Annotated in this window: 24 protein-coding genes and 6 pseudogenes; 25 read left to right on the top strand and 5 right to left on the bottom strand. The window is 52.5% G+C overall.

All coding sequences use genetic code 11. The features are described 5' to 3' along the window. Positions 1-563: 563 nt before the first annotated feature. Both metG and GPOALKHO_RS01565 read right to left on the bottom strand, forming a co-directional pair. A pseudogene (gene metG / locus GPOALKHO_RS01560) lies at positions 564-2,449 on the bottom strand (methionine--tRNA ligase); the annotation flags it as partial. A 414-nt stretch (positions 2,450-2,863) separates the two neighbouring features. After that, positions 2,864-3,058: pseudogene (locus tag GPOALKHO_RS01565) on the bottom strand (LrgB family protein); the annotation flags it as partial. Between the two features lie 489 nt (positions 3,059-3,547). On the opposite strand from GPOALKHO_RS01565, the pseudogene GPOALKHO_RS01570 reads away from it, so the two are divergent. Continuing rightward, positions 3,548-3,972 (top strand): annotated as a pseudogene (locus GPOALKHO_RS01570) (P-loop NTPase); the annotation flags it as partial. Between the two features lie 150 nt (positions 3,973-4,122). On the opposite strand, the gene GPOALKHO_RS01575 reads toward GPOALKHO_RS01570, so the two are convergent. Together GPOALKHO_RS01575 and GPOALKHO_RS01580 are read right to left on the bottom strand one after the other, a co-directional pair. Continuing rightward, a complete protein-coding gene (locus GPOALKHO_RS01575; protein ID WP_406702676.1) occupies positions 4,123-4,464 on the bottom strand; it encodes a hypothetical protein in 342 nt (113 codons plus the stop codon). Further along, positions 4,451-4,711 carry a hypothetical protein gene (locus GPOALKHO_RS01580; protein WP_406702677.1) on the bottom strand — a complete coding sequence of 87 codons (261 nt, stop codon included), beginning with the start codon at positions 4,709-4,711 and terminating at the stop codon, positions 4,451-4,453. Before GPOALKHO_RS01580 ends, GPOALKHO_RS01575 begins: the two co-directional genes overlap by 14 nt. A 43-nt stretch (positions 4,712-4,754) precedes the next feature. Here GPOALKHO_RS01580 and GPOALKHO_RS01585 point away from each other — a divergent pair. The 7 genes and pseudogenes from GPOALKHO_RS01585 to GPOALKHO_RS01615 all read left to right on the top strand — a co-directional run. Further along, positions 4,755-5,023 (top strand): annotated as a pseudogene (locus GPOALKHO_RS01585) (uridine kinase); the annotation flags it as partial. Between the two features lie 79 nt (positions 5,024-5,102). Further along, positions 5,103-5,684 carry a dCTP deaminase gene (gene dcd / locus GPOALKHO_RS01590; RefSeq protein WP_406702678.1) on the top strand — a complete coding sequence of 194 codons (582 nt, stop codon included), beginning with the start codon at positions 5,103-5,105 and terminating at the stop codon, positions 5,682-5,684. 66 nt (positions 5,685-5,750) lie between these two features. Then, entirely contained in the window at positions 5,751-5,996 is a 246-nt protein-coding gene (locus GPOALKHO_RS01595; RefSeq protein WP_406702680.1) for a hypothetical protein, read from the top strand. Between the two features lie 89 nt (positions 5,997-6,085). Next, on the top strand, positions 6,086-6,322 hold the full coding sequence (locus GPOALKHO_RS01600; protein ID WP_406702605.1) for a hypothetical protein: 237 nt from the start codon (positions 6,086-6,088) through the stop codon (positions 6,320-6,322). Continuing rightward, positions 6,283-6,747: a hypothetical protein gene (locus GPOALKHO_RS01605; RefSeq protein ID WP_406702607.1), complete on the top strand. Its 465-nt coding sequence runs from the start codon at positions 6,283-6,285 to the stop codon at positions 6,745-6,747. Before GPOALKHO_RS01600 ends, GPOALKHO_RS01605 begins: the two co-directional genes overlap by 40 nt. Before the next feature lie 188 nt (positions 6,748-6,935). Continuing rightward, on the top strand, positions 6,936-7,721 hold the full coding sequence (gene truA, locus GPOALKHO_RS01610; protein WP_406702608.1) for a tRNA pseudouridine(38-40) synthase TruA: 786 nt from the start codon (positions 6,936-6,938) through the stop codon (positions 7,719-7,721). Positions 7,722-7,760: 39 nt separating this feature from the next. Then, positions 7,761-8,120, top strand: a pseudogene (locus GPOALKHO_RS01615) (hypothetical protein); the annotation flags it as partial. On the opposite strand, the gene GPOALKHO_RS01620 reads toward GPOALKHO_RS01615, so the two are convergent. Beyond that, positions 8,070-8,318 carry a hypothetical protein gene (locus GPOALKHO_RS01620; RefSeq protein ID WP_406703520.1) on the bottom strand — a complete coding sequence of 83 codons (249 nt, stop codon included), beginning with the start codon at positions 8,316-8,318 and terminating at the stop codon, positions 8,070-8,072. The pseudogene GPOALKHO_RS01615 and the gene GPOALKHO_RS01620 overlap by 51 nt on opposite strands. Positions 8,319-9,832: 1,514 nt before the next feature. Here GPOALKHO_RS01620 and GPOALKHO_RS01625 point away from each other — a divergent pair. From GPOALKHO_RS01625 to GPOALKHO_RS01705, 17 genes and pseudogenes are all read left to right on the top strand, one after another. After that, positions 9,833-10,096, top strand: coding sequence for a hypothetical protein (locus GPOALKHO_RS01625; RefSeq protein ID WP_406702681.1), 264 nt, complete (start codon positions 9,833-9,835; stop codon positions 10,094-10,096). Positions 10,097-10,993: 897 nt separating this feature from the next. After that, positions 10,994-12,213 (top strand): annotated as a pseudogene (locus GPOALKHO_RS01630) (sugar phosphate nucleotidyltransferase). A 229-nt stretch (positions 12,214-12,442) separates the two neighbouring features. Next, entirely contained in the window at positions 12,443-13,819 is a 1,377-nt protein-coding gene (gene cpsG / locus GPOALKHO_RS01635; RefSeq protein WP_406702683.1) for a phosphomannomutase CpsG, read from the top strand. A gap of 106 nt (positions 13,820-13,925) precedes the next feature. After that, positions 13,926-14,546: an ABC transporter permease gene (locus GPOALKHO_RS01640; protein ID WP_406702684.1), complete on the top strand. Its 621-nt coding sequence runs from the start codon at positions 13,926-13,928 to the stop codon at positions 14,544-14,546. Positions 14,547-14,590: 44 nt separating this feature from the next. After that, positions 14,591-14,914, top strand: coding sequence for an ATP-binding cassette domain-containing protein (locus GPOALKHO_RS01645; protein WP_406702685.1), 324 nt, complete (start codon positions 14,591-14,593; stop codon positions 14,912-14,914). 272 nt (positions 14,915-15,186) lie between these two features. Next, entirely contained in the window at positions 15,187-15,462 is a 276-nt protein-coding gene (locus tag GPOALKHO_RS01650; RefSeq protein WP_406702687.1) for a hypothetical protein, read from the top strand. A 378-nt stretch (positions 15,463-15,840) separates the two neighbouring features. Continuing rightward, positions 15,841-16,371: a class I SAM-dependent methyltransferase gene (locus tag GPOALKHO_RS01655; RefSeq protein ID WP_406703312.1), complete on the top strand. Its 531-nt coding sequence runs from the start codon at positions 15,841-15,843 to the stop codon at positions 16,369-16,371. A gap of 941 nt (positions 16,372-17,312) precedes the next feature. Continuing rightward, positions 17,313-17,495 (top strand): hypothetical protein, encoded by a 183-nt coding sequence (locus GPOALKHO_RS01660; protein ID WP_406702689.1) that lies wholly within the window; start codon positions 17,313-17,315, stop codon positions 17,493-17,495. A gap of 48 nt (positions 17,496-17,543) precedes the next feature. Continuing rightward, positions 17,544-17,840: a hypothetical protein gene (locus GPOALKHO_RS01665; protein WP_406702690.1), complete on the top strand. Its 297-nt coding sequence runs from the start codon at positions 17,544-17,546 to the stop codon at positions 17,838-17,840. Between the two features lie 310 nt (positions 17,841-18,150). Next, complete coding sequence (locus tag GPOALKHO_RS01670) at positions 18,151-18,387, top strand: hypothetical protein (RefSeq protein ID WP_406702691.1); 237 nt, start codon at positions 18,151-18,153, stop codon at positions 18,385-18,387. A gap of 608 nt (positions 18,388-18,995) precedes the next feature. Then, a complete protein-coding gene (locus tag GPOALKHO_RS01675; protein WP_406702692.1) occupies positions 18,996-19,346 on the top strand; it encodes a hypothetical protein in 351 nt (116 codons plus the stop codon). A 204-nt stretch (positions 19,347-19,550) separates the two neighbouring features. After that, positions 19,551-19,829: a glycosyltransferase gene (locus GPOALKHO_RS01680; protein WP_406702694.1), complete on the top strand. Its 279-nt coding sequence runs from the start codon at positions 19,551-19,553 to the stop codon at positions 19,827-19,829. Between the two features lie 155 nt (positions 19,830-19,984). After that, positions 19,985-20,254 (top strand): hypothetical protein, encoded by a 270-nt coding sequence (locus GPOALKHO_RS01685; RefSeq protein WP_406702696.1) that lies wholly within the window; start codon positions 19,985-19,987, stop codon positions 20,252-20,254. 267 nt (positions 20,255-20,521) lie between these two features. Then, the gene (locus GPOALKHO_RS01690) at positions 20,522-20,731 is read left to right on the top strand and encodes a hypothetical protein (RefSeq protein ID WP_406702697.1); all 210 of its coding nucleotides are present in this window, start codon (positions 20,522-20,524) and stop codon (positions 20,729-20,731) included. A 114-nt stretch (positions 20,732-20,845) separates the two neighbouring features. Next, on the top strand, positions 20,846-22,252 hold the full coding sequence (gndA, locus tag GPOALKHO_RS01695) for an NADP-dependent phosphogluconate dehydrogenase (RefSeq protein WP_406702699.1): 1,407 nt from the start codon (positions 20,846-20,848) through the stop codon (positions 22,250-22,252). Between the two features lie 1,977 nt (positions 22,253-24,229). Then, positions 24,230-24,382, top strand: coding sequence for a hypothetical protein (locus GPOALKHO_RS01700; protein ID WP_406702701.1), 153 nt, complete (start codon positions 24,230-24,232; stop codon positions 24,380-24,382). Between the two features lie 194 nt (positions 24,383-24,576). After that, a complete protein-coding gene (locus GPOALKHO_RS01705; RefSeq protein WP_406702703.1) occupies positions 24,577-24,741 on the top strand; it encodes a hypothetical protein in 165 nt (54 codons plus the stop codon). The last annotated feature ends 64 nt before the right edge of the window (positions 24,742-24,805 follow it).

Consider the following 24,805-nt stretch of genomic DNA (forward strand, 5'->3'; position numbering starts at 1 on the left):
TTGACCACAGCTACTTCAGCGGTGGTCCGATAGCCAACCGACACTGACTAGTGTATGGTTAGAGGGGAACGCCTTAGTGCGCTCGTTCATCGGCAGCCCCTCTGAGCATAGCCTAGAGGGTTAGGCTAAACAGCAAATAGGTAAAGCTAATCATACCCATCAAAACGATAAGCAACATGACTGACACGGTGAATGGTAATAAAAAAGCTGACCGCAAAGCTTGTCATGGCGCGCAGAGCGAGCTGTTGCTTATTGCACCGACGGCATAAGACTCATCACCACCAGTTCCGTCTGTTCGGACGTTATGTCGTGCTGATGCGAGAGGAACACAGCCAGGAAGCGCTTTTATAGGCGATGGAGATCTTTTCATGACAACACACATCCATGATTATTTTCTATTGGCATTCAGAATAACAACTTTCCGGTAAACTGAACAGCGGCTGGCAGGAATAAGAACTCGGAAATGAACGCGCGAGAGATGGCGGTGAAAACAATGAGCGATTGACTGCAAGGAAATGCCCGAGCGGCGGCGAAGACCACCGCCGCCCGAGTTAGCACGCCTCTAGCGCTTGAGGATCGGGGTAATCGGCGCGGATGCCGGAGAACATTTGACGGCTGAACCGTCAAGCTCAAGCGTGAGCTTCAGCAGCTTATCGGGATCTTCCACGTGTTCGGCGTGGTTAATCAGCGCTACGCGCATATCCCCACTTTGACAAAATTATCAAACGTAATTGTGGCGGCGATGGGGGGATTCGATTTGCGCGATTTTCGGCTCTGCTGTTGGCGAAGCGGCCGCAGCCGCTTCCTGGTGCGACGCCTCGATAATAGCCTCTACTTGCGCCAGTTCGATTCGGCTAAACAGCGCCTTGAACGGATTGATGCGGTGGGACACCAGCGGTGTGGATACCGTATCCCAGCTAAGCAGTGAAACGAGGAAAGCTTCTGTCCGCGCTGCCAGCGCGGGGAGTGCCGGTTTCAAATAAGTCATCAGTACTCGAAACAGTTGGATCCCCATTGAACAGATAGCCTGCAGTTCTGCTTCACGGCCCGCGTGTTTCGCCACTATCCATGGCGCTTGTTCGTCTACATAGCGATTAGCTAAATCAGCTAGCGCCATGATTTCGCGAATGGCGCGGCTGGTTTCACGACTGTTAAATGCTTCACCAATCGACGTCGCGGCATTGACAAAGGTGGCATACAGCACTGGATCGGCCACCGTGGATGCCAACTGACCGTCAAAACGTTTATTGATAAAGCCGGCGTTACGTGAAGCCAGGTTGACCACTTTATTCACAATGTCGGCATTGACCCGCTGAACAAAGTCTCCCAGATTCAGGTCAATATCTTCTATGCGCGACGACAGTTTGGTGGCATAGTAATAACGCAGGCAGTCAGCATCCAGGTGCGCCAGATAGGTGCTGGCCTTGATAAGCGTGCCGCGGGATTTAGACATCTTGGTGCCGTTGACAGTGACATGGCCGTGGACAAATAAACTGGTCGGCTTGCGAAACTGACTGCCTTCCAGTATGGCCGGCCAGAACAGGCTGTGGAAATAGACAATATCCTTGCCGATGAAATGGTAAAGATCAGTTTGGGAATTGACCTCCCAGAACTCGTCAAAGCAAAGATCGCTACGCTTTTGGCAAAGATTTTTGAATGCGCCCATATAGCCGATGGGCGCATCCAGCCAGACATAAAAATATTTGCCGGGCGCATCCGGGACTTCAAAGCCAAAATAGGGCGCGTCACGGGAAATGTCCCATTGTTGCAACCCTGACTCAAACCATTCCTGCATCTTATTGGCCACCTGCTCTTGCAGCGCGCCAGAGCGTGTCCAGGCGCGCTGCATGTCGCTAAAGGCGGGCAAATCGAAGAAAAAGTGTTCCGATTCCCGCATCACCGGCGTTGCACCCGACACTGCCGATTTTGGATTGATGAGATCCGTAGGGTTGTAGATGGTACCACAGACATCGCAATTGTCGCCATACTGATCGGGCGAATGGCATTGAGGACAACTGCCTTTCACAAAACGATCTGGCAGGAACATGGCTTTTTCGGGATCGAACAACTGGGAAATAGTCCGCGACTTAATATAACCGCTTTCTTTCAGCCGCTGATAAATCAGCGTCGACAATTGGCGATTCTCCTCACTGTGGGTCGAATGATAGTTGTCATAGCTGATGCTGAAGCCGGCAAAATCCGCCTGATGCGCTAGATTAATTTCATTAATCATCTCTTCCGGCGCCATACCCAATTGTTGCGCCTTTAGCATGATCGGCGTGCCGTGAGCGTCATCGGCACAGATAAAATAAACTTGATGGCCGCGCATTCTCTGATAACGGACCCAGATATCCGCCTGTATATGCTCAAGCATATGGCCAAGATGGATAGAACCATTGGCGTACGGTAACGCACAGGTTACCAATATTTTTTTCGTGACTTGGGTCATGGTGGGGTTGGCTTTCGTTAAGTGTCATAAGAGCGGTCGATGGTAACCGATAGCGATACCTCGCGTAAACAAGCGGCATGCGCACCCGCCCCTCCGGAAAATTTTTTCTGATGCGGCCGATGAGCCCTGTTATGCTCAGGGTAATGGCTACTCGTCCTTTAAACAGAACCCAAATGGAAGAGCCATTTTGCGCAACAAACCACCCTGAGAGGCACTACGCAAGCAGATAAACTGCGTACTGAACGCCTTTCAAACCGTAAGGTTGGTCGATTGTGGTCAGCACTGGAGCAAAACGAGTAATCATAGTAGGCCCTGTTCTTTGAACAGGCGATCATTGTAAACAGGGATAACGCGATTAACTACGATCGATATCTTATTGTTAAGAATTAATTTAATAATTTGCAAAGAGGCGACAATAATTAACGTCAGCGAACTGAATGCCCATTCTTGACAATCCAGCTCGGCACAGCGGGCGGCGCCCAAAGCGTGAGATGCGGTACCCATTATCAGTCCATGCGACACCCGCGTAAGAGATCCGTAATAACTTGAATACGATGTGACAGAAACCACTCCAAGAATCCAGACGAAAATGACACACAGCGCCGTCATCCGACGCTGAAACACTAACTGTGTTGAAAGCATCATAGTACAAGCGCGCTGCTTGACGGCACGCTGCATATTGAGCTCGTGACGCCGTTTGTCTGGCAAAGCGGTTCACGGAGCTGCAGGAGCGCCAGCGCCAAACTGCTGCGTCTGACCAGCGTCACCGCCATCGACTGAAAATTATTGCATATAAGCTCCGGTAAAGGCGGCATAGGCAAATTCAGCGCCACCGGTAATCTTGCGCTGGCGGTAGAAGTGGACGCGTCGAATTGCTGGGCTCCGATATTTACGGCCCATCGATTTCCGCTATGCTGGGCACTACCAACGAGCGCCTGACGTCACCGGATGAGTAGCATATGGAGTCGATGCAGCACATGGCCCACGGTCTGGCCACCAGCTCTAGCTATATGGTCACCGAGGAAGCACCATGGTCTGGCGCCGCCCATGGCCAGTAAGCCCTTTTACAACTGCTCACCGAGATACACTGTAGTCGGGCTGGATTATCTGATACTGGATATGCCTCTCGGCACCGGCGATATTCAACTGACTCTGGTGAAAAATATTCCGGTGATCAGCGCGCTGGTGGTGACGACGCCGCAAAACATTTCGCTGGCGCCGACCGCGTGCAAAGGAATTGCAAAGTTTGCCAAGGTTAGCGCACCAGTACTGGCTCTATCGTGGAAAACATGAGTATACATATCTGTAATCATTACGGCCATTTTGAATCTATTTCAGCTCCTGTGGCGCGGAAAAGCTCGTGGAACAGCAACCAATGCGCTCTGCTTGGCAAACTGTTGTTACACATTAGCCTACGCGAGGATCTGGATCGCGGCGAGTCGACAGTGGTGAGCCGTCTCGAGAGCGAATTTTCCGAAATCTATTGCCAACTAGCGGGGTATGTGGCGGCGAAACTCTATTGACAGGGAGAGAACATTCCGACAGAGATTGTCATCTCGGCGCTTTTCCATGAACTACCAGCAACAGCGTAAAATAAGTATCGCCACGATCTAAGCGTCAGAAAATGGATATGCGTATGTCGACCATACTGCAACAGCAGGAAAAACTGCTTATCAAGTAACCCGGCCGGTGTTCGGACAGAACTTCAGACGGCGAATGCGCCTGAATATCAACCGTAAAACGCCAATCGCCAGCGCCAACAGGTAGCTCGCCCACCACCGCTGTAATGCGCAACGCAAGACGTGCGCGGCTAAAAACATGAGCGGCCCTGTCCGATAACGCTGAATGACTGCTAAATCCCGTAAAATCATAAGCGCGGCTTCCGATAACCCAAGCCTATAAAAGTCAATTTCTAAACGACGTCGTCGGCGAGGCAGAACAGCAGCAGCCATTGTCAGCAGGCCTGACGAATATTCACTTTCAGCAATAAAACCACGGCAATCAATCCCGCGCAAGGTAGTAATAGCGTGCTATAAAAGCGAACCAGTGCAAACTCATGGAATCCATCACAAGATACGGCAGACCAACGACCGCGGTCACGACGGGCAACTCTACCTGCATGACTTTAGCAGCTCCAATATTAATGATCTCAAACTGGGCAGTAAAATCCACGCCCGAGCGTCTCGAAGCCCGGTAATGCTGGCGTGCGATTGCCCAGTACCCCATAATTGCCGCGTAAAATGCAGCCTCACAGCCTAGCATTTTATATTGCCCGGCCATTGATTGTATGACTGATAAGCCATACAAGTGCATTATTATCTGCATTGCCCGACGCATTCGTACTGATTTACGCCTGCGCCAGGAGATAAATTTCTCTATTTTTGTGGATACGCCGCTAAATATTTGTTTGGTGCGCCGTATAAAACGCGACGTCAATGAACTCAATGAACTCAATGAACTCAATGGGGCTCCGTCGTCATAGAGCAATACGCTGACATCATTGTCTCGCGCGGCGGTAACAACCTGATTGCCATCGATATTTTAAAAGCGAAGATCAGTCAGCTTTTCAAATAATTTCCGTGTAGTATTTGAGACCTGAACGGTTGCCGCCGTGGCGGTACCCCACATTCACGCCCTTATGGAGAGACAAGCGATGAGACTGTGCGACCGTGATATAGAAATCTGGCTGGATGAAGGTCGACTGGCTATCTCTCCGCGCCCGCCGCAAGAAAGGATTAACGGGGCAACGGTGGATGTCCGACTGGGTAACCAATTCCGGGTCTTTCGGGGCCATACTGCAGCGTATATTGATCTCAGCGGGCCCAAAGATGAAGTGGCCGCGGCACTGGACCGGGTGATGAGCGACGAAATTCAACTGGTAGAAGGAGAGGCCTTTTTTTTGCATCCGGGTGAGCTGGCGCTGGCGGCGACCTTGGAATCTGTCACATTGCTAGATGATCTGGTTGGCTGGCTGGACGGACGCTCCTCGCTGGCGCGCCTGGGCCTGATGGTTCACGTGACCGCGCACCGAATCGATCCCGGATGGCATGGTAGAATCGTGCTGGAGTTCTATAATTCAGGTAAGTTACCGCTGGCGTTGCGTCCCGGTATGCTGATAGGCGCCTTGAGTTTTGAACTCTTGAGCGGTCCTGCGGCCAGACCCTATAACAGGCGCGAAGATGCTAAATACCACAATCAGCAGGGCGCAGTGGCCAGTCGGATCGACAAGGACTAAATCGTCAGAGACCTGTGGCACCAGGTAACGCTGTTCATTTTTCTGGTGATGGCCTAGCTGACGGCCATGGTAGCGCTAATCAAGCGGCTATATGATCATCCATTGTCGATGAAACGGGTGACGTTGAAAGGGGTGGTCATTATGCTAACCCCGGTCAGTGTAGCCCGTCGTCCCAAGATGCCCCATCGCGCCGGCGGGCGCGTACTCGCTCACGCATCCTCAGGCCTGTGGCGGGCAGCGGATACGCCAATGGCATCTCACCACATTTTGATGACGCATACTGCCGCGGAGCGCCATAGAGTATCTCAGTAATGGGAGACGGCAATATCGCCCTTCTTGGGGCAACTGGATATTGTACAAGAACGCCAATTCCTGTTAGGGGAACTTTTTAGTGAGACGGTGTGGATCAACGAGCAAATCTCCAGGTCAGTGAAGCGACGCAATTTGACTGGTCGCAGGCGCAGTGTTTTTATCGCCGGCGCCAGATCTCGGCGCTGTATGCCGCTGACGCCGCCGTCGGCCGTCTGGTTATGGATGTCGGTGACCTGTTCACCCTGGAACCGGACGTCCTGCTCGTGGCGCTGGGGTTAATGATGATGTGCTTGTCGATTACCGAAACTGTAGCATGGTGGCAGTAGCGGATGCCCTGATCAGTCAATTACTGCTGGCGGTAAAACCCCTGACTGGTTTGTTGGGTCAGAACGCGTGTCTGTTGAATGGTTTGGCCTCTGAGCCCGGCTTCTTTCCGCGTCATTTGCCGCCGCTGCTGCCAGACGATGCGGGATCGGCGCGTAGCGAGCGCCGCCTGGTAGGCGAAGTGCGCAAATCCTGTGCGATGAGGGGCTACTGTTTCGGTCAGCAGCGTGCAACGCCGATGTTCTACGGCCATACACAGCTGGTGCATCTGGAAACGCTGCCGCCAATGCAATGCCGCAGAGAGATACGCGTGGCGCTGGCGGCCAGCAAGGGGCTGACCTTGAGCGATGAGCCGAACTACCCGATGCCGGTGGAAGGTGCCTCAGGGAATGTCGATCTGAATATTGACTGTTTGCGTATTACGTAACGATTATGGCATACCTGATTTACTGTAATTCTGGTCAGTAGTGGGCAATGTTCACTTCGGCGGTGCATTGATGGCGGCACTTACTGCGGAAAAACTGATAGCCGAGACTAACGCATGGTAATGGCGCAAACGGCGCTGCTCTCAGGGGTTGGACGAAGCGCCGGCGTCGGCGGCCAATTGGTGGCGTGATGAAGCTGGCGCTCGGAATTGAGTATGACGGCAGTGCGTACTACGGCTGGCAGCGTCAGCAGGAAGCGCCCAGTGTGCAGGCGTGTCTTGAGCGCGCTCTCTCGACGGTCGCCAATGAGCCTGTCGTGGTTCACTGTGCCGGACGTACCGATGCCGGCGTGCACGCGACGGGGCAGGTCGTTCATTTCGACACCCGGGCGCGCCGGCCGGCCACCGCCTGGACGCTAGGCGTTAACGCCAATCTGCCCCATGATATCGCCGTGCGCTGGGCGGCGCCGGTGACGAACGATTTTCATGCGCGTTTCAGCGCCACCTCCCGGCGCTACCGCTATCTTATTTATAACCATCGCCTGCGTCCGGCGCTACTCGGCCGCGGGCTGATGCACTATTATCACCCCCTTGATACGCCATCGATGGCGCGCGCGGGCCAGTGTTTGCTTGGAAAGCAGGATTTCACCTCTTTCCGCGCCCTGCAGTGCCAATCGCGTTCTCCATGGCGCAACGTGCACCATTTGTACGTCACGCGTCAGGGGCAATATGTAGTTGTGGATATCAAAGCGAATGCTTTTGTTCATCATATGGTTCGTAATATTGTAGGCAGTCTGCTGGAGGTAGGTTGCGGCAACCGGCCGGAAAGCTGGATAGCCGAACTGCTGGCGTGCCACGACCGAACTCAGGCCGGCGCTACCGCCCCGGCGGAGGGGCTTTATCTGGTGGCAGTGGAGTATCCATCGCGTTTCGCTTTGCTTTCGCCGCCGCCGGGGCCATTATTTCTAGCGGAGTGACCGCTCATGTCTATCGCGCTGCATTGATGGAATAACTGCATGAAATATATAAAATTTATCATCGATTTTATTTTACATATCGATCTCCACCTGGCAGAACTTGTGGCGCAGTACGGTGTTTGGGTATACGCTCTCTCATTTATGATTCTGCTTTGCGAAACCGGTCTGGTAGTCACGCCTTTCCTGCTAAGGACTTGCTGCTGTTTGTTGCCGGGCTTGATATTCATGTGATTGTGCTTTTAAAGGTTCTGGTAGCGATCGCCGGCGATACGATCAATTGTGCCATTGGCCGCCTATTCGACGAAAAGCGGTTCAGCCACCCCGTCAAAACTATTCCGACGAAGCTATCTAGAAAAAACCATTTATGCCCGCCACGGTGGTAAAACGTGCGCTATCGCCATTTCGCGCTGGCTGTATAATGTCGCCCAGGTTGTGGGTTCGTCGATATAGCAACTGGTTTGGCGGGCGAAGTCCATGCATTTGGACGCTTTGCTGAAGCTGTAGCCGCCTGCCGACGGCAGCGACGCGCGGGTGCAGACAAAGCTCCGCCACGACGGTGATAGCCAACCAGCGCCCTAACGGATAACGCGCTGTCAAATCTTAAGATTTTAGCGGGCGGCTTAGCCTGTGCGCGCGAAACATCATTTATCGCGGTATGACAATAACCGATTTCAGTGTGCAGGCGGACAACCGCCATGGTGGACGGCTGATCCTAAAGACTACCGGCAAACTTGGCAGAAAGGCGTTTTATTACCTTGGATGCCGCCGGGGAATAGCCCCTGTTCCATTTGCATCCGCAATTTCCTGCGTCGCGCTTGGCCCGCTGCTGAAAGCGTTTGCATTTCCCCAGACGCGCTAAAGGGAGATATGGGACATAATTTCACCGCGATAGTTTTGCCCGCGGTTGGCAGGATTGGGCCGCCATGATGTTGGATAAGCCACACTGAAAGGGCTAAATATTTCACAGTTGTAAATATTTCACAGTTGATTTAAAGGCGGTAAGGCGCACCAACGCAGTGTAGCGGCCGATGAACGCGATGAGCGTTATTCACAAGTGCGCTAGCTTACCAACAATGGCACCTTTAATCTACTGAAGCGCCATCGACGGCCGGCCGGGCTTGGAATCCCAGTTCTACAGAATATAGATCAACTCCTGCGTAAGCGCTTAAAGGATGAAGTGAAAAAGCTTAAAGAATGGGAACGTCAAACCAGAGAAAGGTGAGACGCCGTATATGGCGGACACCTATTGCGAATTAGCGTAGCGGTGAAAGAGCGTGTGAGACCGCGAGCGAAGAAACAAAGGGCCGTCTTAATATAGAGTATCATTTTGCCCATGGCAGGTCGGAAGTGAACAAGGAAGATAGGTCGGCCATCAAAAACACTACCCGTCAGCAGTGTTTGCAGGTTACAAGCTGATATAAGGTTGATGGTGATTGATTAGAACGATGATCAAAGTAACGAAAATGATTGTCGGTAACCAGTTACGTTAAGTATGGTAACTACATCTATAAATAGGTTTAATAAAAAGGGATAAATCAAGAACGAGATGGTTACCTGGAAAATGGACAATACAGAGGCAATGACGAGAATATTTTGCTCAGTAGGGCCAACATCAAGATCCCGAGCATGATGATGCCGGCAATAATATTACAATAATGGGTTTTACCATTTGCCTGCGTGATTGTCCCGTCAAACCTGGATCTTAGGACACCAAGCAGCAACATATAAGGTATCAGTACTACAACCCGCTCGAGAGGAGCAAATAATGAACGTAGAATAAGATAAATCTTTATCCACACCTCTTTCTCCTACATCTACACCTCCGACAGAGGTTTCATCGTCTTTCGCGGTATTTATCAATCCATTTTTAACAAGCTCTCCGCCGCCGATGGCGCGCAATATGTTGGTCGCTGTCCCGATTTAGAGACGCTGCATCAGACCTTGCCCAGCCACGAGGAGCAAAATTGTTTTGGCCGGTCGGGAACTTCGCCAACCGGACAAAAATCGGTTGGCGGAGCGAGCCTTACGCGTTAAGAAACAGCGAGCTCAAGGAGGATGATAGCATGCATCGTCTTTCGCGTTAATGCCGATTGGCACTGAAAGCATGTAGCATGACACAATACAATATTATAAGCAATGGTTTGTATAACAACGGAGGGGCGTGTAAAGATGCCTTTTCTCGTGCGCTGGACCATGTTGTAGCTTCAGAGGCGCTATTATTGTTGTTCAGTATCGTTAACCTCGGTACTCTGTGTAAGACGATCAAATGGTTTGATGGCATCAAGAAATTAGCTATCCGCGAAAATATCTACCCCAAGCGTCCCAATAAAATTGGGTGTTTGGGCCGTACTTTCTTTTCAGGGGAAATACATTGACTTTCTTGTGCTGGAGGATTTTTGCATTGCTTATACGCGCCAGCGAACCAGGGCCGGCACCAGCCTCGGCGCCCTTGACAAAACTCCATAGGCGCTATCGCACTGTACCTTAATTACTCCCTGAATTCCATTGAATTGTTAACGTGTTCGCCAATCAGATTGTGACACATAATAAATGTATGGATCGTGATAATAGTGGCGGCGCTATCTTTAATGGTCATGTTTTGGTGAGTTGCTTCAGAGCTGCATTGCTTAGAATATCCATAAATATATGGTTGATTTCCCTTCGCCAGATAACAAATCAATGGCATGTTGTGCGGTTACATCGGATTTTGAAGCGCGTTTATCTTCCTGAGAAACTTGAGATTAGCGTCGGGTTGCCTCTAGTAGATTTAACCACACATACCAATAAAAACACCGATACCGCTGCTCGCGGCGTGCAGATCAGTAACTGCATTGTTAGCGGCTGTGTTATTGGAATCAAGGGGAACCCATATCGACATCTCTATTCTCAATAACATCGCTCTTAATTGCTATTTGCCCATTAACTGTAGCAGTGTTGGATTATAGCAATATACTGCATGGCTAAAATATTCTCTCCCGTCATCGATTACAGTTAAAGGAATCAGCGTGTAATCGGCGAGCGATACCGCACAAAAGCGCAAGAATACCCATGCGTCTGACGCTGTTGGGCCTACAACCGGCACCGCACGGCCGGTCCGTAGTGGTATAGGCAATGATCGCGGCGGTGGTATGCGAGTGTATGCTCAAGGCATTTTACCATAGCTCTTTTGACTTGCCACAAAAGGAGGGCGGCTAGGTTTGGGTGCGCAACGTATGCTGATTGCGACGTTGATCTGACGGCGACTCGTCCACCCTATGGCGAAAAGGAAATGTATGTTACTTCCAGTTATTATGGCCGGTGGAACCGGCAGCCGTTTGTGGCCGATGTCACGCAAGCTTCATCCCAAGCAATCTCTCGCCCTGCACGGCGTTTCATGTTGCAGGAAACGGCGCTGCGCCTGGAAGGGCTTATATCCATCAGCCGCTAGTGATTTGTAATGAGTAACACCGTTTTCTGGTGGCGGAGCAGCTGCGGCAACTCGATAAGCTGTCGCAAAATATCATCTTGGAACCGGTGGGGCGAAATACGGCTCCGGCCATCGCATTGGCTTCTTTCAGCGCCATCGTCAACAGTGATGATCCGCTGCTATTAGCGCTGGCGGCCGATCACGTGATTGAGGATGAGAAGGCGTTTCATCGCGCTTTCGGCAGGCACTTCCTTACATCTGGTGACGTTCGGTATCGTGCCTACTATGCCGGAGACAGAGTACGGTTATATTCACCGTGGTAAGGCACAAAACGATACAGCGGTGTTCCAGGCGCATCGGTTTGTGGAAAAACCGGATCGGACGACGGCGGAAGGTTATATCGCCAGCGGCGAATATTACTGGAATAGCGGCATGTTTCTGTTTCGCGCTAAAAAATATCTCAGCAAGCTCGGTAAATTCCGCCCGGATATTCTCGCTGCCTGTGGGTGGATTATGCGGTGATTGAAAAACTGCCGACGCCATGGCGGCGCTGCCGAATGCTGGTTGGAGCGATGTGGGATCCTGGTCGGCGCTGTAGGAAGTTAATCAACAGGACGACAGGCGAATGCCCTTACCGGTGATGTTTTTACCGACAATTGCTACATCAATACCGATGAGAAAATGGTGGCAGCTGTCGGCCTGAACAACTTGGTGATTGCGAACACTAAAGATGCGGTGTTGGTCGTCAATAAGGATAAGGTGCAGGACGTCAAGAAAGTGGTGGAATATCTAAAAACCCGTGCCCACAGCAAATATTGCCGTCATCGTGAGTCCTATCGCCCGCGGGGCGCAATGAACCATTGTCAATGAAGCCTGCTACAACGTCAATCGTATTACTGTCAAACCAGGCGGTATGTTTGCTACAGATGCATCATCACCGCACAGAGAACTGGGTAGTGCTATCTGGCACGGCACGGGTGACGGTGGATGGCAGGCTTATTTACTGACCGATATCAGTTCACCTTCATTCCTGTCAGGTCGGGGCGCGCTGTTTACCTTGCGCCTGCGGAGCCGCGCAGCCAATAGCAGCAATGCCATGATAAAAGAAGTGCCGTATCTCTTTCTTGTTCTTGCGTATTTTAGGGAACTATCTCGCCGCTCATGCCCACGGCTTCGGGCGATTCGCGCGCGGGCGACAGAGGGTGACTCGGTGAAGGCAAGAATGAGAAACCAAAGAAATTCTATCTGGTGACGCTCGCGGTAGATGATAGAATGGATCGAATAATACTGTTGTCGAAAACCTTTTGAGGGAAACATGGCTATTTTATCCTGCTTTAAGGCCTATGACATTCGTGGAAGATTGGGGGCAGAGCTCAATGAGGGTATTGCTTATCGCATCGGCCGCGCCTACGGCGAGCTACTCAAGCCGCGCAGTACGGTCATCGGTGGCGATGTGCGCTTGACCAGCGAGGGTCTAAAACAGGCTCTAGCGCGCGGATTGAACGATGCCGGCACTGACGTCCTGGATATCGGCATGAGCGGTACGGAAGAGATTTATTTCGCCACCTCCTATTTGGGGGTAGACGGCGGGATCGAGGTGACGGCCAGCCATAATCCGATTGACTATAACGGCATGAAGCTGGTGCGTGAGCAGTCACGTCCAATCAGCGGCGATACCGGCCTACGCGATATCCAGCGTCTGGCCGAAAAGAACGCGTTCGGGCCGGTGGCGCAGGTGCGCGGTAGCCTGCACCGTGTCGATGTGCTGTCGGCTTATGTCGATCACCTGCTGGGGTTTATTGACCTCGCCCGGTTTCGTCGCCCGATGACGTTGGTCATTAACTCGGGCAATGGCGCCGCGGGGCACGTGGTAGACACATTGGAGGTGCGGTTCCAGGCCGCGGGCGCGCCGGTGTCCTTTGTGAAACTGTATCACCAGCCGGACGGCCATTTTCCTAACGGCATTCCCAATCCGCTGCTGCCTGAATGCCGCCAGGATACTACCGACGCCGTGAACGCCGCTGGCGCCGATATGGGCATTGCTTTCGACGGTGATTTCGATCGTTGCTTTTTGTTCGATGAGCGGGGGGGGTTTATTGAAGGCTATTACATAGTCGGTTTGTTGGCGGAAGCCTTTTTACACAAATATCCCGACAGCAAGATTATCCACGATCCCCGATTGACTTGGAACACCGAAGATGTCGTTACCCACGCCGGCGGCACGCCGGTGATGTCGAAAACCGGCCATGCGTTTATTAAAGAACGCATGCGCGCAGAGAATGCGATTTACGGTGGGGAAATGAGTGCCCATCACTATTTCCGCGATTTCTTTTATTGCGACAGCGGGATGATCCCATGGCTACTGGTGGCGGAGTTGATGGCGGTGCGGGAACAATCTCTAAGCCAGCTGGTGGGCGAACGTATGCGCGCCTACCCGGCTTCGGGTGAAATCAATCGCCAGTTGGTCGATGCGCCGGCGGCGATTGCCGCGGTGCTGGATCATTACCGTGATACGGCGCTGGCAATCGATCACACCGATGGCGTCAGCATGGTATTTGCCGACTGGCGTTTTAACCTACGTGGTTCCAATACCGAACCGGTGGTACGGCTGAATGTTGAGTCGCGTGGCGACACTGCCCTGATGAAGGATAAAACCCAGGAAATTCTTGCCATTCTGACTGGAATACACTGACGCTCAATGCCCTATTCGATCGCATTTCTCGCTACCGTGGCTTTATTATTGATAGTATCCGACGGGATTTTCAATATCGCTATCAAAGCAGCTTTCTCGGCGCGCTATGGCTGATTTTGCAGCCGGTGGCCATGATTTCAGTGTATACGCTGCTGTTTTCTTCACTGATGCGCGCATGTCCGATATGCCCGATATGAATACCCCTCTCTCCTACAGTATTTACCTGTGCTCTGGCGTGCTGACCTGGGGATTGTTTACCGAGACGTTAAACGGCTTAGTGAATGTGTTTCTCAACAATGCCAATCTCATTAAGAAACTTAATCTTCCACGTATTTGCCTACCTATCATCTCGTTCATCAATTTTTTGATTATCTTCGCCATTTTCGTACTGTTTATGGTGATCTCCGGAACGTCTCCAGGCTGGATCTTCTTTGCTATTGTCCCCGTGCTGTTGGTGCAGGTGATGTTCACTGTAGGTTTGGGAATTATATTAGGCGTGATGAATGTGTTTGTTCGCGACGTGGGGCAATTTGTCGTCATTTTGTTACAGTTCTGGTTTTGGTTCACGCCCATCCTTTACGCCGCGCATACGCTTTCGGGATACGCTTTAATCCAATGGCGACTCTGGTGGAGTCATATCAAAATCCTGCTTGAGCATCATATGCCTGACTGGTTGGCGCTGGCGCCGGTTACGGCTGTCGCTCTGATGTTGTTTGCTATTGGCTAGTGGATGTTTCAGCGACATGCGGCCGATATTGTGGATGAGATTTAATGACCCGTATTGAAGTCACTCAGGTCGGGAAAAACTGGGGCCATTTTCCGTCGAGCGCCATAGCAAAATGGGTTCTGAAAGATATTTCCTTTACCGTACAAGCCGGCGAGTCGGTAGGAATCGTCGGTGTTAATGGCGCCGGCAAAAGCACATTGCTGAAGCTGCTTACCGACACCACAAAGCCCACTCTGGCAAAATACCCTGCACGGGCGGTCGCGGCGCTGCTGGAATACTGGGGATGGGATTTCATCCCGATCGCTCTGGCCGACAGAATGTCTATATATCTATCCGGTTTAATGAAATGGGCTATAGCCGTGAAATGATAACGAGCCTGAACGAGCCTGATGGCGGGTTCTAGATTCGCAACCGCGGCGCGGCCGGATATTCTTATTGTCGATGAGGTCCTATCGATCGGGGATGCTTGCTTCCAAACTAAATGTTTTTCACTGATCGCCGACTGTAAGCGTCAAGGCACAACGCTATTACTGGTTTTCCGTAGCGCTGGTGATATCGTCAAGCACTGTGACCGCGCTATTTTTCTCAAAATGGTGCCATCGAGCTTGATGGCTCAGTCCGTGATGTCACCAACCGCTATTTGGATGAGCTGTTCGATAAACAAGCCGATGCAGTAGCGGAACCGGTACGGGTGGACGGTGCATTGGGATCGTCTCTGACCGACCAAGGCGATCCATTCACCAGCCGCCGCGGTTATCGCGCGGAAGAGTATCGCTGGGGACAGGGCGAGAAAATCATCGATTTCGATATTCAGGCCGGCGGCGAACATTACCCCGCCGCCATCGATAGCACTAGCCAGACGGATGTACATGTCAAGGTGTTGTTTGATCGGGACTTTGATACTGATAGTGGGTAGTACCGGGTAGAGAGCATATTTCGGCGAAAGCAGGGGAAGTCAGAGTGTTTACTTTTAGCTTCCTGATGAATCTCAATCAGGGTGACTATTTGCTCTCCTGTTGGATCTCTACCGGTAATCCCCTCGGTGGGTGGCGCCATTAGATCGGCGATATGACGCTATCATGTTGCACGTCAGCCGCAAGGTGGAATTCTGGGGTCTTATTGCTCTAGCATCGACATTTAAAAATCATTCATTAAAATGCTAAAAGCAATGAGTAAAAATGTACAGCAGCTGGTGGCGGAACTGCCTGAGGTGTATCAGACCATTTATAGGCATCCTTAATGGGCGCCTGCAGCGTCGCGGAACTGCTATGATCGCATTGATACTCTTGGCGCCATCTATGATCAATTGGCATCAAAGCTCAGCCGACCATTGCGGGTGATGGATCTTGGCTGTGCCCAGGGCTTCTTTTGTTTGAGCCTGGCCGAGCGCGGCGACACCGTAAAAGGCATTGATTTACAGGATGAAAATATCTCGGTGTGTTGCGCGCTGGCCGATGAAAATCCTCAAGTGGACGCCTCTTTCGATGCGCCGGAGTCCGATCAATATGATATGGCTATCGGCCTTAGCGTGTTCCATCACATCGTTCATCGTCACGGCGTGGCGCGGACGCAACGCTTACGCGGGGAGACGCTATATGGGGACCTTCTCAGCCGGGCGGACGCGCGCGAACTGCTGCGCGATTGTGCTTTTCTTGGCGCACCGCTGTCAGGCTTCGTTGCGCCGGCTTTGCTCGGGCATGACATAAGCGGCAGCGAAGGATGGCTGATAACAGAACGGCTGGAATGTGAATACTGCGGGACCGGTTATTGCGCGAAGACGAGCTGGATAGGGCGCGTATCATCAGTGAGCTGCTTGAGCAGCTGACGCTTTTGGAGCAGGCCGGTCTTTATCACGATTTACGCGGTTGGATGTCCTTATTAATCATAATGACGCGGTGCGTCTCATCGATTACGGCTCGATTGGCGCTAAAGCCGACTGTGTCTGGCCATACGATCTTTTTCAGTCCTGGTCTATTTTGTCAACGAACTGTTCAATCCGCCAGCGACAAAACTCGACCCGCTTCGTCCCTTTACCTTTAGCCCGTTTAATGCGCTGGAACCTTTTCACCGCTGGCTGTTGCTGCCTGGCGTCAGTCGGCGCAGACCTCAACCTTCGCCAAACTACAGGCGCTATTTGTGCAGCGTGAACAGTTGCCGGCATGTGCAGAGAACGAGACCGGCATGGAGCACTGGGTGGCAGCCATGGAATCATGGTCTACAACAATTGCAACTGCATGTGCATCATCTGCCGAGCAAAGGGGTAGTGCTGACGCCAAGCAGCGATTTTGGCACACATTTTGAAGAATGGTATCAAAGGCCGCGCCCGTCATGCTGCCAAACGGGCGTTAATGGCAGGTTACACGCAGATTCATCAACGTCCGGCACTGAAATCTTGTGTCATTAATGCCTTCCATAAAAGCGGATACTACCCGCAGGCGCGGCAGCTTTTCGGCGTTTATTTCCACTCTCTCATTCAGTAGATAAAGGAATGAGCAGGCAACACACGATACCCAACGCTTGCGCTTATCGGCGCAATTGAACGAGATGGCCGGCGTGCCCGCAGAGGTGCGAAATTTTATCAGGAGTTAATAAAAGGTAACGTCAGTGCACATTCTTATTGACGTTCAGGGTTTGCAGTCAGCAAGTAAATATCGCGGCATCAGCCGTAGCACGTTGGCGATGAGCTGAACCATCATCCGCAATGCCGGCAAGCATCGGGTAAGTATTCTGCTCAACGGCATGTTCTCTCCGGATAATATCAGCAAAGTGCGTCAATCATATTACGATGTGCTGCCGGCCAGTGAAATTTTTACATTTACATTTGCCGCGCAGGGACCGGTGGCGGCCTGCAATGCCGCCACCGCAGAACGCAACTGCGCAGCGCGTATCAGCCGCGATGTCGATATTGCTCATATCAATCCTGATGTTGTGTTCGTCACCAGTTTTTGAGGGGCATGTTGATAAATATATCGTATCGATCCCTGACTATTCGGTGACATGGAGCACGGTTTGCATCTGCCACGATTTGATCCCGCTGTTGAACCAGAAACCTATCTAGCTGATATCAATTTCCGCCAATTCTATACCCATAAACTGCATGAATATGAACGCGCCGACGCGATTTTCGCCATTTCCGCCTCGGTATCTGAGGAGGTGAAAGAGTATACCACTATCGATCTGTCGCGGGTAATCAATATTTCCTCCGCCGTAGAGCCGGAGTTTCGCGTGCTTTCGCTTACACCAGAGCACAATCAGGCTTTCTACCAGCGTTATCGCTTGGCGGACACTTTATGATGACGTTGGCCATGATCGAGCCGCGAAAAAACATTGCGGTGCTGATTGAAGCCTATAGTCAATTACCTGAACCGTTGCGAATAACCGCCCAATGGTGCTAGCCTACGTACCCGATAGTGATTTAATCACCATGTACAACCTTTGTAAGCCGTTTATTTCCTTTACTCCATGAAGGTTTTGGTTTGCCGCCCCTGGAGGCGGTGAGCTGCGGCGCGCAGACGCTTTCGTCGAATGCGACCAGCTTGCCGGAAGTGGTTGATTTGCGGGAGGCGATGTTTTACCAGATGAGTCTTCAAGCTATGCGCGAAGCATGCTACGTGCGCTTGAAGATGAGGATTTTTATCAGCGATTACAGGATCATGCCCTGACGCAGGCGGCAAAATTCTCCTGGGACAGCACCGCTAAACTGGCACTGGCGGGATTTAAACAGGTCATGACGCGCCAAGTACCGACACCGGCGGCGAACACCAGGCAGTTCACCGCCAAAGCCATCAGCCGTTTAGCGGAAACTGTAACCTTGAACCCAGAAACCGACCGCTCGGCGTAGTTTGGGCGCTGGCGAAGAATGCTTTCAGTGAGCAGACGCCACGATTGTTGGTTGATGCCTCTACGTTGATAATGTAGACAGCCAAGACGCGCCGGCTGATATCGACGTTGCGGGCGACAGAACAGTTGGATTACCCGGTACACGTCGTTTATTGCCGCCCGTGCGCAAGATGTGCCGGTGCTTTTCACCCAGCAGGATGTACTACTAGTAGCCGAACCACAGGATCCTGTGAGCGCCAGGCGGCAGGCTGAGCTGGATACGCTCATTATGGCAGGAACACAAGTGATGTCTGGCTTCCTGGTGAAGCATTTGCCGCGGCGTGGCTCGCGGTCCCGCAAGTCCGCCAGAGAGGCAAGGCTACGCGCGATGCTCCGCTATACCGGCACTTTTGCCCTTCGACGCTATTGCGACGGAACTGGAGCATCGTAAGGGTACAGTGGGCGAACGAGATTACCCTGAATGCGATTCTCAAGATTGATGGTCTAGAGGCTGACGCCGTCCCTGCCACCAGAGACGACTTCCATCAGTTCGCATGAAGATAATGTTTTCAAATATCCATTAACCTGAATTGGCCGTTATGCATTGGAGCTTGTGCACCAGCTGGGCGTATGCCGGAAGTGGAAGAACTGCAGTTCTTTAACCGACTGAAGGTCCAAACTTCCATACCGGACTACTCACCTGCATTGGCTTCACTTTTCTGGCCTTGGCAACCATGGCTACAGCGTCGTGGCGCATTGATGGAAAATGTACCGGCTCGTGTTTTCGCTATGCCAAGGGTGGGGTTGCGCAATTATCGCGATTGTATTTACCGCAGCTCGAACTATTATCTGCCGGAGTATGCCGTGTGCGCTTATTCCATGATATTTCCATTTTTACTCGTCCTGAATACCACTCGACAGAACGGGTACGGTATTTATGTCAAGCGATGTTATCCAGTCTGCGGCGTGCTAGCCGGGTGACTACCGTCTCCGACCTCTCCAAAAATGAATTGGCGGCGTATTTTAATTGTCCGATCGAAAAAATTGATGTTACGCCCTTGGCCTGCGGTACGTCGTTTATCCTCGCGCCGAGGATGCGGTGGCGCCGATCTTGTTGCGGTTTGGAAATAAGAATCGCTGGTATACTTTATTTACCGACACCATTGAACCGCGCAAAATTTATCGGTGCTGCTCAATGCCTATAAAGACCAGGGTGGCGACACTCCACATCAGCGCTTTGACCACGGCAGTCGTGAAGGTTTGGTTAACTATTTGGGTTGTGTGGCGCAAGAGGGGCTGCCGATTTTATTCGCCTCCGCCCGCTTGTTTGTGCTTCCTTCATTATATGAAGAATTCGGCTTACCGGTACTGGAGGACATGGCGTCGGGCGTGCAGGTGGTCTGCTTCAACGCTGCATCGCTGCCAGGGGTGGCGAATGATGCGGCGTTGATCTGCGATCCATAGGGATGTCGACGCCTTAAGTGCGTGGATCGCACGGGGGTTGCAGACGACGCGTGGCGTGCTGAGGGCGCGAACGCCTGTCTGGCACGCGCGCAAATGTTCTCCTGCAGCGTGCGCTCAGGATACGATTCAAGCTTATCTTAAGGTTTAAGTGGTCTATGTTGAAAGTCTTACATTTTTATAAAGCCTACCACCCTGACTCTTACGGCGGCATTGGGCAGGTGATTTTCAGCTGCGCGAAGGCGCCCCGGCGTACGGTATCGAAGGCGGTCACCTACCATTCGGATATAGTGAAACAAAAATTTATCCTGCTGATGTATGTCACCTTGATGCGTCATTTTCTCGGCGATGTCGATCGTATCGTCGCCTCGTCGCCGAATGATGTTGCTACAAGCCCCATTTGCAGCACTACCTGGCCAAAGTGGTAGCGATTCCGTTTTGTCTCGATCGCACATCCTATCCGCCGGAGACGGCTCGAAGCGGCGCTCAGCGCGCCTTATCCTATTGTATGATTGGCGTGGGGACGATGGAGGCCAAGCTAAAAAACGCAACGCCAAATTTGGGCTGAATAATATCCATCTTCTCGGTGCCTTACCGGACGTGGACAAAGCCGCGTTGCTGAAGAGTTGTTATGGCGTGGTATTCCCGTCTAATTTACGGTCTGAGGCGTTTGGCATCATGCGCTTGGAGGGGCGATGTACGGTACGCCGCTCATCAGCTGCGAAATCGGAACTGGTACCACCTATGTCAATATTCATCGGCAAACCGGCCAGCAAAATCCCATCCAGGCGCGGCGCTATGGCGAACAGGCGCTCGAGCGTTTCAACGCCTTATTTACCTCAAGGCGGATGGTCAGTAGTTATGCTGATATCTACCGCGAGCTAGCGGGCCACGACAGAGAATAGTATTCCTATCGTACCAATCACTACCCGCGAGACACTTGTTTAGGTTAACATTATGCACATAGACCTGTCCGCCGAGCGGCGACAATGGATCATCCTTACTACACGAGTTACTTAATGTCCACACAACAGATAGGCGTCGTCGGTATGGCGGTCATGGGGCGCAACCTGGCGCTTAACATTGAAAGCCGTGGTTACAGCGTATCCATTTTCAACCGGTCGCGCGAAAAGACTGATGAAGTGATCGCTAAAAACCCAGGGAAAAAGCTAGTGCCCTATTATAGTGCAGAGGAATTTGTCAATTCGCTTGAGAAACCGCGGCGTATTCTGTTGATGGTTAAGGCCGGGGAAGGCATTGATAAAATCATCGAGTCGCTAAAACCGTTTTTGGGAAAAGGCGACATTCTCATCGATGGCGGCAACACCTTCTATAGAGACACTATCCGCCGCAATCGTGAGCTGTCGGAGGAAGGATTCAACTTTATCGGCACCGGCGTTTCCGGTGGTGAAGAGGGTGCGCTGAATGGGCCATCGATTATGCCGGGTGGACAGAAACACGCCTATGAGCTGGTGGCCCCTATTCTGGAGAAAATCGCCGCGCTCGCTGATGGCGAAGCTTGTGTGACCTATATCGGTCCCGATGGCGCCGGCCATTATGTCAAAATGGTGCATAACGGCATCGAATACGGCGATATGCAGCTGATTGCTGAAGCCTATGCACTGCTGAAAAATGTATTGGGTCTGAGCAATGAGCAACTGGCCAGCACCTTTAGCGAATGGAATAAAGGCGAGCTGAGCAGCTACTTGATTGATATTACAAAAGATATCTTTACCAAAAAGGATGCACAGGGCCAATTCCTGGTGGACGTCATTCTCGATGAGGCGGCTAACAAAGGCACTGGCAAATGGACCAGCCAAAGCTCGCTGGATTTGGGCGAGCCGCTGAGTCTGATTACCGAATCGGTGTTTGCTCGCTACCTGTCATCCATGAAGCAGCAACGTGTGGCGGCGTCCAAGGTGCTTACCGGTCCGCACACTGAATCGTTCAGTGGCGATAAAGCGGACTTTATCGAGAAAGTGCGCCGTGCGCTCTATTTAGGTAAAATAATTTCCTATGCGCAGGGCTTCTCCCAGTTGAAAGCTGCCTCGGATGAAAACCAGTGGAATTTGAATTACGGCGAAATCGCGAAGATTTTCCGCGCCGGCTGCATTATCCGGGCGCAGTTCTTGCAAAAAATTACCGATGCCTACGCTCAAGATCCGACGATCGCTAACCTGTTGCTGACGCCGTACTTTAAGAAGATTGCCGATGACTATCAACAGGCGCTGCGCGATGTCGTAGCCTATGCGGTTCAGCACGGCATTCCGACGCCGACCTTCTCCAGTGCTATCGCTTACTATGATAGCTATCGTTCCGCCGTGCTGCCGGCCAACCTGATTCAGGCCCAGCGCGACTATTTTGGCGCCCACACCTACAAACGTATCGATAAAGAAGGGCTGTTCCATACGGAATGGCTGGAATAATGGCAACTGGCGCACAGGGGTGGGGGATCGGCCTCCTGCTGACCCAGGGGACTTTCTGAGGTGAACGCACGGCCACTGCGCCGGCCTCGTGGCGGTGTTGACGGAACGCGCGATTTCCCTGCCGGCCCACAGCGATGCTTTGTCGGGTCACCCCATGTTATCGTCGATCAACGCTGCTTGAACCCGCACGGCAAGGTTTTTCCGTTAGCGGCGGGTTCCCCTAGCCGGCAGATTCGCTGGGTCGCTCTCAGAGTCGCCACTACCTTGAACTGAATGTTTCCCGTGCTGGTAGTGTCGCGTCGCCATCGGCCGCCGTGAGGGCCAGCAGCGCGGCGTGATTCAGCGACGTGAGAACCTGGCTCGGTCAGGATAGACATCGAAGCGCCCAGAACAGTAACATGCAGCGATCGGCAGGGCCTGATTGACTGCTGGTTGCGCCATCTGCGGGTGAGAATATATCGCGTGAATTGAGCGTGCAGGCCTTTCACGCACTCCCTGAGCAGTGGTTGGCGGAGCATTGTCAGCGCTGGCTTAATCGGTTACCCGGATTCGAGTCGGCGTCCCGTGATGATCTTCTCGCCACCTATTTGCCGCCATCCACGCCGACGATGGTTTAGTCGTTTTCCAGCGTGGCGCAGCCGTGCTTCAGAACGACCGATTCCGAGTCTGCTGGCGTGATGACGCTGGCAAGGCCGGTTGACCGAGCCGCCTCCGGGTGTTTCCTGGCGGGTAAACAGGGGCTGTCAGGCGGCGGTCACCACTATAATTTATGCACGCTTGGGCATCCCGCCAAGCGTGAGTATTGCTCGACTTGACGGTAGTCGGATTTGCAAACAGTTGGGTTTCGACTATCTTTATCCTAGTTCTGTCATGATGCCGATGGCCTGACGCGTTGTCCTCCGGCGCAGATTTGTAAGCCGGCAGCCGTACACGCTATGGTTAATGAGGGGGTGGTTGTGTTGCGCCGTACTCAGTTCTTGTTCGCGCGACGGCCATAGGTTTCTGAGGTGACCTATGGAAAATCTGGCAGATAGCCAGGCGGTATTTAACCCCAGGCCAATAAACCAGCGCGTTCCAGTGAGAAGTCGAGGCGTATCTGGAACGCTATCCCCATACCAGTAAGTGGATCCATGCTCATGCTGACGGCTTCGGTGTATAACCATGACCATAACCGGCAAGACGGCTACAACAGCGAACCTGACATACTGTGCTCGCCGCTCGCCGGCACTCTCAATCCTTTGCCGACAATCCCACGCGCTGCGCGCAGTTACAGCTAGCCATGCGCGATCGAGGCGGTCAGCCCTGTGACGTCGAACCGTGCAACGTGCTAAACGCCTCTGGCAACAGCTGGGTACGCGCGGTATCTTTCAGGTGGTGGCGGTGTAGCTGGAATTTTATTTGGTGGACCGGCGGCGTAATGGGGCGCAAATGCCGCAACGCACCGCCAACCCGATGGCCGGGAAAATCAGCGCCAGGCTGATAGGGCAGTCCTTGACGATATCGCCCGGCTGGTGCGCCTTAAGGGATCGCCGACAGAGGGTGTGGTGGCGTAGTCCGCCCAGGTCAGTTCGAGATTGACCTTACCCATAGTGACCAGGTGCTATACGCCTGCGATCAGGCGCTACAGTTGAAGTTGAAACGGCTGGTTCGAACAGCCCGCCTGCCAACAACCTTTAGGCCAACCCCGTGAAGGTTGAAGCGGTAGTGGCCTGCGCATCCACTTCAGTTTGTAGGTTGCCGCGGGCAACAAGGGTTTGAGTATTCCCTGGGATGCCCGTCGCCTCTGATGGAGCGCGCTATATCCGGAGTGCTGGACTGCTGTCCGCATTGATGACGATGCTGGCGCCTAACGTCAACGCCTTCCGGCGCTTCAGCCTGGCGGCTATTTCCGCTACGCGCCAATCGTGTCGCTAACGTATCTGGTGGTGGCAGCCCCGCTGCTGCTCCAATGCGAAGTTCTGCCCCTGTTCACCGACGATGTCGCCTGCTCGCCCTGCTCGGCGAGCGTTTTGTCGACTCTTCCATACCCGTACAACCGCCGAACTGAGCGAGTTCGAGCGACAGGTGGCGGTAATCGAAATCGATTGGGTGCTGAAAACGCCTGATGCGGCGCGCTTGGTATCGCTGTAGCAAAATTACCGCCAGCAAAAACACCGGTGCCAAAAGGTGTCGGTTGTTTTCATCACTGTGATTGCACGCGCGCGATATGACCCTCACCCGATGAGGCATCCTCGCACGTATATAAGGACGTAAATGAGTATGGGCACAATGCACTACGTTGAGAAAAATCATGACCCTGTTTCAGCCTGCCCTACCTGCGGTAGATGATGTTGTTTGACATCTTCAGCGTTGTCTCCGGCCTAACCAATGGACATGTGGCCACCACCTCACCTATTCGGTGGCGCTTTACGCCGTTCTCTTTAGCGCAGAGTTTAGTGGACTGGTCGTCGCTGTTCGATTATCTCTTAATGCCGTTAACGTCCCGTTGACGAATGCCTGATATTGGCCAAGAGGTCTTCCCGATGTGCTGTAAGGTTATGGCCGACGCGTGAA

This window comes from Sodalis sp. (in: enterobacteria) (assembly GCF_036327475.1).
Classification (GTDB): domain Bacteria; phylum Pseudomonadota; class Gammaproteobacteria; order Enterobacterales; family Enterobacteriaceae.

What these genes read in the sequence shown, in the direction of transcription:
- GPOALKHO_RS01580 (WP_406702677.1), bottom strand. Translation starts at nt 4,711, where the DNA reads ATGCTAGGCTGTGAGGCTGCATTTTACGCGGCAATTATGGGGTACTGG.
- dcd (WP_406702678.1), top strand. Translation starts at nt 5,103, where the DNA reads ATGAGACTGTGCGACCGTGATATAGAAATCTGGCTGGATGAAGGTCGA.
- GPOALKHO_RS01595 (WP_406702680.1), top strand. Translation starts at nt 5,751, where the DNA reads ATGGTAGCGCTAATCAAGCGGCTATATGATCATCCATTGTCGATGAAA.
- truA (WP_406702608.1), top strand. Translation starts at nt 6,936, where the DNA reads ATGAAGCTGGCGCTCGGAATTGAGTATGACGGCAGTGCGTACTACGGC.
- GPOALKHO_RS01625 (WP_406702681.1), top strand. Translation starts at nt 9,833, where the DNA reads ATGACACAATACAATATTATAAGCAATGGTTTGTATAACAACGGAGGG.
- cpsG (WP_406702683.1), top strand. Translation starts at nt 12,443, where the DNA reads ATGGCTATTTTATCCTGCTTTAAGGCCTATGACATTCGTGGAAGATTG.
- GPOALKHO_RS01640 (WP_406702684.1), top strand. Translation starts at nt 13,926, where the DNA reads ATGGCTGATTTTGCAGCCGGTGGCCATGATTTCAGTGTATACGCTGCT.
- GPOALKHO_RS01645 (WP_406702685.1), top strand. Translation starts at nt 14,591, where the DNA reads ATGACCCGTATTGAAGTCACTCAGGTCGGGAAAAACTGGGGCCATTTT.
- GPOALKHO_RS01665 (WP_406702690.1), top strand. Translation starts at nt 17,544, where the DNA reads ATGGAGCACGGTTTGCATCTGCCACGATTTGATCCCGCTGTTGAACCA.
- GPOALKHO_RS01670 (WP_406702691.1), top strand. Translation starts at nt 18,151, where the DNA reads ATGCTACGTGCGCTTGAAGATGAGGATTTTTATCAGCGATTACAGGAT.
- GPOALKHO_RS01675 (WP_406702692.1), top strand. Translation starts at nt 18,996, where the DNA reads ATGCCGGAAGTGGAAGAACTGCAGTTCTTTAACCGACTGAAGGTCCAA.
- GPOALKHO_RS01685 (WP_406702696.1), top strand. Translation starts at nt 19,985, where the DNA reads ATGTTGAAAGTCTTACATTTTTATAAAGCCTACCACCCTGACTCTTAC.
- GPOALKHO_RS01690 (WP_406702697.1), top strand. Translation starts at nt 20,522, where the DNA reads ATGTACGGTACGCCGCTCATCAGCTGCGAAATCGGAACTGGTACCACC.
- gndA (WP_406702699.1), top strand. Translation starts at nt 20,846, where the DNA reads ATGTCCACACAACAGATAGGCGTCGTCGGTATGGCGGTCATGGGGCGC.
- GPOALKHO_RS01700 (WP_406702701.1), top strand. Translation starts at nt 24,230, where the DNA reads ATGTCGCCTGCTCGCCCTGCTCGGCGAGCGTTTTGTCGACTCTTCCAT.
- GPOALKHO_RS01705 (WP_406702703.1), top strand. Translation starts at nt 24,577, where the DNA reads ATGATGTTGTTTGACATCTTCAGCGTTGTCTCCGGCCTAACCAATGGA.